The following is a 5,868-nucleotide window of genomic DNA, read 5'->3' on the forward strand; positions in this document are numbered from 1 at the left end:
GCCTCTTAAGGGTTGCCTCCAGGTTGGGATGTTCGTCGACATCAAATACGCACCAGTATTCGTCATACGCATTTCCCCGTGACCTCTTCTGGTCTCGTAGGTCGCGTTGTCGTTCAGAGATTGCGGCATCAACAATCGTGCTAGGCGTGCTCCCAACATGCGGCGCCACGGTTAAGATAACGTGTTCCCGATGGGCTCTCGACCAGTGAACGAGGTACTGTTCTTCGGTCTTTTGGCCTTCGGCAAAGACTCGGATCTGGTATTTCTTACCGTTTTTATTTCCTGCTGCCTTCCGTCCCCGGCCTGAGGGGTTGCGCCGACTCATCGCGGGATGTCCGTTGTCATGAGTGCGGCAAGTGCGGTGAACTCAGTAGAACTTAGAATTGGAGTGGCGCCGTACCTGCCAGCCAGGTACCTCTTGGCGATCGCTTCGGACTTACGAGGATTCAGATCGACAAGCGAGAAAAGTTGGGTGCTGCCGTCAGGGAGCTTCTCCGCAAACCAGGCTTGATCTCGTCCGATTACGCGATCCTCAGCGGAGTTGCCAAGGAGGCGAGCCTCGTGCGAGTTGAAGATCAGCTGCGCCCCATGAGGGTTGGACTCTCGATTTTGAAAGAGTCGGACAAATTGTTCCACTAGAAGAGGATGGAGGCTGGCTTCGAGTTCGTCGACGAGAAGAACGTGCCCGCCCATCAGTGCGTCGAGTAGTGGGCCGACCAGGCCAAGCCAAACTACGGTTCCGAGCGATTCCTCAGAGATGTGAAAGGGGACACTTCCGTGGGTGCCGCGGTGGCTGAGTTCGATGTGATGCAAATCTCCAGCGCGGATCTCGACACCGTCTTCATCGTCGTCTTCCTGGTCCTTTCGGGCGCTTTGCAGTGCCTTGATGACGGTTTCTACAAACTCGACTGCTTCCTGAGGTGGTTGACGGCGGTGGGCGTCGGTGATGCCGAGGTCGGCGACCTGAAGAAGTTCTAGAACTTGCTTGCGGCGATCCTCGTTCTCCATGAGGCGAGCAGTGTATCCGCCTCGAGACTCGCGACTCGCAGCGTCGCACAACAGCAGGTTCTCCTCGAACCATCGGTTTAGAGGCTCAAGAAGTTCAAGTCCTGCAGCGTCAGCAATCGACAGTACGAGCGCGTCCTCGCGCAGGAGTTCACGGATGGCGCGGGACTTCGAACCACGCCTGTCCATTCGAAGCTGCATCCCCTCGCGATCGAATAGTAAGGCTGCCTTCCCTCGGGGGTACCATCGAGCCCACTCGCGGAGAACTCGTTCGTCGTCAACGACAAAACCATATTCGTGCCGTACGCCATCGAGGATTACCTCAATCTCGAAGTGAGAAGGATGCATCTCATAGTGGGGGTCAAGGCGGAAAGGCTTACGCAGTGTCTTAAGCGTGTTGTCTGACCTGCCTCGCTGGGGCGCGTACGAACCACGGACGAAGTTGCGCATATCGGCCATGGCGCGTAGCAGAGTGGTCTTACCGGAGGCGTTCGCTCCGAAGACTCCTGCCACGGGCAGGATCTTCTGGAGGCTGCGGCCTTCATTGCGCCAAGGGATGGCTCGGGCCATCCCTGGCTCTGCCATGGCGGTCGCTTCCATCGAGAAGTCCAGTCGATCGCGAAACGAGCGAACGTTCTCCGCCGCGAAGGAAACGAGCATGGTGTGGCTCTTGGGGGCACTCTTGGGTGACATGAAGGCGATTATTGCAACTTTCTTGCGCAGAGCACCATCATCGATACACATGCTGTGAGCGAACGCTCGACTTACAGGCGCGGATGGACGGGCTGGCGCAGAGGGTGTGGACTAGCCCAAGTCTTGACCCTACTGATTCGGCATGAAAAGACGGGACGACCGGCGAGTTGGCTGCGCAGAAGTGGCGATCGGTGCGCGCAAAGGGATTCGAACCCCTGACCGCTGGTGTGTAAGACCAGAGCTCTACCGCTGAGCTATACGCGCGTGGAGCGTCGTCGGCGACACTCGCGACAACGAATCTAGCGGGTCGACGGCGATCGCCCAAAACCGCTCCCTCTCGCGCCGCGAGCGGCCGGAGGCTGCGGCGACACGGCCCGGACTCCGCCGGATGCGGCACCTGGACCCGCATGCCGACACCAGGCGCCACAGAAGAGCTCACGCGAAGATCGGCGGGAGGGCGAGCACCATGATGGCGCCCCAGATGACGTGGGTGATCGCCGGTGCGAGGACCCCGGCGGTGCTACGGCGCAGGATCGCGCAGACGGTGCCGAGGATGGCGCCGGCGAAACCGAGCATCACGTTGCCGCTGGCCATGGTCACCAGCACGTAGATCACCGTCGACACCAGCACCGGGTTGTGGGGCCGGGCGGCGGAGTAGACCGAGCCGCGGAAGAACAACTCCTCGGCGAGGCCGTTGACGAGGGTGATCGCGGTGACGACGGCCAGGCTGCCGTAGTCGGCGAACGCGAGCACCTGGTTCGCGAGGTCGCTGACGCCGGGGATCATCCGGGCGACCAGCGCGCCGACCACGAAGGCCCCGCCCACCGCGAGGCCGGTCACCACGCCGAGGCCGGCCGCGCCGAGACGGTCGGGAGGCCGGGTGGCGACCGGGCTGTAGGAGCCAAGGCGCAGCGGGCCGGAGGCGAAGGCGCCCACGGTCCACACGACGGCCATGCCGATGGTCAGCGGGTAGAACGCCGCGTCGCCGGGTTCCACCCGCAGCGAGACGGCGAGCATCACCGCGCCGATGACCAGGAACAGGCCCACGATCCAGCGACGCCGGACCGAGTCGGTCCCCGGGTCGGGGTCGCGGTCCGCGGCTATCGAGTTGTAGAGGTCGCGCGCCAGTGTCGTCACCAGCACTCATCACCACCTAGGTCGGGGTCGCCACGCGGGGCGAGCGGTCGAGGCGTAGGGGCCGTGAATCGTTCATCCGCGGCTGGGCAGGAGTGTTCCGGCGATCCGCGCCGACATCCGCAGCGTGCCACCGATCGTCTCGCCGATGGCGCGCTTCGCGCGGAGGAGATCGCCGCCGGCCCACGCGGGGTCGGTGACGGCGAGATGGTGCAGGTCGTCGAGATCGCACACCGGACGCGGGGACGGGGAGTGGACCGACGCCCGCACCGCATCGCGCATCGGGGTCAGGCCGCCCTCCGGCGGCGGGATCAGATCCCGAATCCTGTGCTCGGAGGCCGTCATCGGATGGTTGAGCGACGTCACCAGCTCCTCGGTGAGCGACGACGGCGCCGGGACGAACCGGCCGCCGAGACGCCCGGCCAGACGCGTGCTGACGCCGTAGACCGGCAGACGCAGCCGGGGGAAGCGGACCGCGGAAATGTACTCGTGCAGGATCGAGATGTAGCGGGCGTGATCGGGGCCGGAGATGTCGTATTCGCCCGGCGGCAGCGATGATTCGCACGACGCGACCAGATAGTGGATCGCGTCGCGGATGGAGATCGGGTCCATCTCGTTGACGATCCACGCCGGCTCGGGGATCACCGGCAGGCGATCGGCCATGTACCTGATGATCTCGAACGACGTCGAACCGGCGCCGATGATCACCGCGGCCCGCAGCCACACCAGTTCCGGCCCGTCCTCGACGGTCAGGCCCTCGGCGACGTCGGCACGGCTCTGCAGGTGCGACGACAGCTCGTCGTCGGTCGGGACGAAGCCGCCGAGGTAGATGATGCGGCCGACGCCGGCGTCACGTGCGGCCTCGGCGACGTTGCGGGCGGCGTCGCGGTCGCCGTTGGCGAAGTCGGCCCGGCCGATGCCGTGGACGAGGTAGTAGACCGCGTCGATCGCTCCCGCCTCGGCCATCGCCCGCTTCACCGACGACGCGTCGTCGGCGTCCATCGCCACCTTCGTCACCCTCGACGACCAGCTGAACCGGTCGAGTCGTCGTGGGTCTCGCGAGGTCACGACGACGTCGTGGCCCTTCTTCAGAAGTGCGCACACCAGCCGGGAACCCACGTACCCGGTTGCCCCCGTGATCAGTAGCCTCATCCCTCCGACCGTAGAGAAGAATCCCGGGTCGGGTCGTCTGCGCAGGTCAGCGGTCAGATCGTGCGGTGATCGCGCGCCGGTACCGCGCGGCGATCCGAGCGTGGTACTCGGCGACGGCGGCGAGTTCGTCGCGCAGTTGTTCGGGTTCGAGGACGGTGAAATCGGCGTCGAACAGATACAACCAACGGGCGATGGTGGCGAAGGACGAGCCGTGGACGGCGACGACACAGCCGGCCTCGCCGGATTCCGTGCCGGTTTCGAGGGTTCCCCAGGACTCGTGGACCATCGGCGCGATCTCGTCGAGCGGGGCGTGGACGCGGATGCGAGCGGCGGCTCGCTGGTGCACTGAGCCCAGTCCGCGCGCGACGAACGCCGCGGCACCGCCCTCCGGGAGTTCCCGCGGGGTGAACCGCGGTCCGGTGGGGGTCCGCGGTTCCATCCGATCGACGCGGAAGGACCGCCAGTCGTCGCGGCCGATGTCGAAACCGACCAGATACCACCGGTTTCCGTTGCGCACCAGGCGATACGGCTCGATCTCGCGCCGGCTCTCGTCGCCGTCGTCGCGGCGGTAGTCGAACCGCAGCCGCTCGTGCCGATGGCAGGCGGTGGCGATCTCGGTGAGGCGCTCGGCGGAGACAGCGGTGGCCGGTGCCTCTCGGGGAACGGCCTCGATGCGCAGTGCGTCGAGGCGATGCCGCAACCGGGACGGCATGACCTGCCGCAGCTTGGCGAGAGCGCCCGCCGAGGCCTCGGCCATGTCGGCGACCGGACCGGTGGTCACCGCGTCGAGGCCGAGCGCGACGGCGAGGACCTCCTGGTCGTCGAGCAGCAGGGGCGGCATCTCCGCGCCGGCGCCGAGCCGGTACCCGCCGCGCACGCCGACGTCGGCTTCTATCGGATAGCCGAGGTCACGCAGCTTCCCGACGTCGCGGCGGACCGTGCGGGTGGTGATCTCGAGGCGGTCGGCGAGCTCCCTGCCCGACCACTCGCGACGTTGCTGCAGCAACGACAGGAGCGCGAGCAACCGGGCGGAGGTCTCCAACATGAGGCCATCGTGCCGCAGAATGAGGACGGTTTCTGTCCTTGTCGGCGGTTCTGTGCGAGTTCAGCAGGTGATGTAGGACGTCGGGTCCGACGTGGTGTCGAGCCACTTGCCGTAGGCGTCGCCGCCGATCCGGTTGCGGAGGGTGCAGATGTCGCCGAGCGTCGGCCCGGCCACGTAGTACACCGCGTAGATCGGGTTGCCCTCGTCGCTGCGCTGTCGCAACGACGGGCAGGACTGGTCGGTGCGGAGATAGCTCGCGCCGGGGAAGCGGTCGAGGAACGCCTGCACCTCCGCTGGGTACGCGCCCGGCGAGGTCGCGTTGCCGACCACGACGATGCCGGTGCCGTCGCACGGCGGCCGCGTGATCGGGACGGACAATCCGAGGTCGCCGGGACCGCGCCCCGACGGCGCCTGCGTCGTGGGGGCGGGTGCCCGGGTGGCGGGCGGCGGCGCGGGAACCGGCGTCGTGGTCTGCACCGGCGGCGGCACGGGAGCGGGGGGTGTGGCGGTCTGGACGGGGGTCGACGACGAACCGGCGGCGGTCGTCGCCTCCTCGTCGTCGGAGGTCAGGATGGCCCAGCCGAGGACACCGACGCAGACCATCAGGACGACGATGGTGGCGACCGCGATCGGGATGGCCGGTGAGCGTCGGCGCGGGGGAGCGGGCGGTTGCCACCCCGCCGCGGCGATCGTCGGATCCCACTGCGGACCGGAGGGGCCGATCGCCTGGGGACCGGTGGGCACAGGAGACGCCATCGGCCGCGTGCCGCCCGGAGGAACGACCGTGGGTGGTTCCGGGACCGGCGGGGCGGCCGTCGGCGCGGCGGGCGCGATGGCGG

Annotated in this window: 6 protein-coding genes and 1 tRNA gene; all 7 read right to left on the reverse strand. The window is 66.9% G+C overall.

Annotated elements, in window-relative coordinates:
- Nucleotides 1-325 (reverse strand): RloB family protein (locus GP2_RS21755; protein WP_006902565.1); only part of this gene is annotated, 325 nt, incomplete at its 3' end.
- Nucleotides 322-1,749: an AAA family ATPase gene (locus GP2_RS21475; RefSeq protein WP_083900302.1), complete on the reverse strand. Its 1,428-nt coding sequence runs from the start codon at nucleotides 1,747-1,749 to the stop codon at nucleotides 322-324. The genes GP2_RS21755 and GP2_RS21475, both read right to left, overlap by 4 nt.
- 141 nt (nucleotides 1,750-1,890) lie before the next feature.
- A tRNA-Val gene (locus GP2_RS20515) sits at nucleotides 1,891-1,962 on the reverse strand.
- 171 nt (nucleotides 1,963-2,133) lie between these two features.
- Nucleotides 2,134-2,841, reverse strand: a complete 708-nt coding sequence (locus GP2_RS20520) for a CPBP family intramembrane glutamic endopeptidase (protein ID WP_006902567.1) — start codon at nucleotides 2,839-2,841, stop codon at nucleotides 2,134-2,136.
- 66 nt (nucleotides 2,842-2,907) lie between these two features.
- A complete protein-coding gene (locus GP2_RS20525) occupies nucleotides 2,908-3,984 on the reverse strand; it encodes an NAD(P)H-binding protein (RefSeq protein WP_006902568.1) in 1,077 nt (358 codons plus the stop codon).
- Nucleotides 3,985-4,030: 46 nt separating this feature from the next.
- On the reverse strand, nucleotides 4,031-5,029 hold the full coding sequence (locus GP2_RS20530) for a helix-turn-helix transcriptional regulator (RefSeq protein WP_006902569.1): 999 nt from the start codon (nucleotides 5,027-5,029) through the stop codon (nucleotides 4,031-4,033).
- A gap of 60 nt (nucleotides 5,030-5,089) precedes the next feature.
- Nucleotides 5,090-5,773, reverse strand: coding sequence for a hypothetical protein (locus tag GP2_RS20535; protein WP_051997290.1), 684 nt, complete (start codon nucleotides 5,771-5,773; stop codon nucleotides 5,090-5,092).
- Nucleotides 5,774-5,868: the final 95 nt, after the last annotated feature.

Source organism: Gordonia paraffinivorans NBRC 108238 (assembly GCF_000344155.1).
Lineage (GTDB): Bacteria > Actinomycetota > Actinomycetes > Mycobacteriales > Mycobacteriaceae > Gordonia > Gordonia paraffinivorans.

Excerpts from the sequence above, each read along its gene's own strand:
- GP2_RS21475 (WP_083900302.1), bottom strand. The coding sequence starts at position 1,749 with ATGTGTATCGATGATGGTGCTCTGCGCAAGAAAGTTGCAATAATCGCC.
- GP2_RS20525 (WP_006902568.1), bottom strand. The coding sequence starts at position 3,984 with ATGAGGCTACTGATCACGGGGGCAACCGGGTACGTGGGTTCCCGGCTG.
- GP2_RS20530 (WP_006902569.1), bottom strand. The coding sequence starts at position 5,029 with ATGTTGGAGACCTCCGCCCGGTTGCTCGCGCTCCTGTCGTTGCTGCAG.